Raw genomic sequence first — 455 nt, 5'->3', positions numbered from 1 at the left:
TGATGCGGCCGGTGGCGTCGTAGTGCAGCAGTTGGCGCTGTTGCGTGGTGGGTTGTTGGTCGAGTTTGCCGATCAGGTTGTCGGCGGGGTCGTACTCGAAGTGTTTGTGCAGCGCCGCCGGCATCAGCGCGGGTTGGCTGCTGTGGCGGCGTTGGCGGGTGCGCAGGCGGCCGGCGCGGTCGTATTCGCTGCGGGTGCTGATCTGGCCCTGGGTGCGCAGCACTTCGCGGTGCAGGCGGTCGCGTTCGAAGTCGCTGATGACCTGGCCGTCGAGGTTGATCTGGTGCAGGTGGCCGCTGCCGTAGTACAGGCGATTGAGCCAGCGGCCGTCGGGCAGTTGGCTCTGGATCAGGTTGCCGAGTTCGTCGTAGTGATGCTGCAGGCTGCCGGTGGCGCTGTGTTCGGTGAGTAGCTGGCCGAGCGGGTCGTAGGCAAAACCCAGGGTTTGCGCGGTA

1 protein-coding gene is annotated in these 455 nt (G+C 66.2%); it reads right to left on the bottom strand.

The window, feature by feature from the left end; all coding sequences use genetic code 11:
• A partial coding sequence (locus tag AC6CIA_RS26415) for an RHS repeat domain-containing protein (protein ID WP_498316100.1) occupies window positions 1–455 on the bottom strand: 455 nt, incomplete at both ends.

This window comes from Pseudomonas sp. GQ91, assembly GCF_059758795.1.
This window is presented reverse-complemented; position numbering and strand designations above follow the sequence as displayed.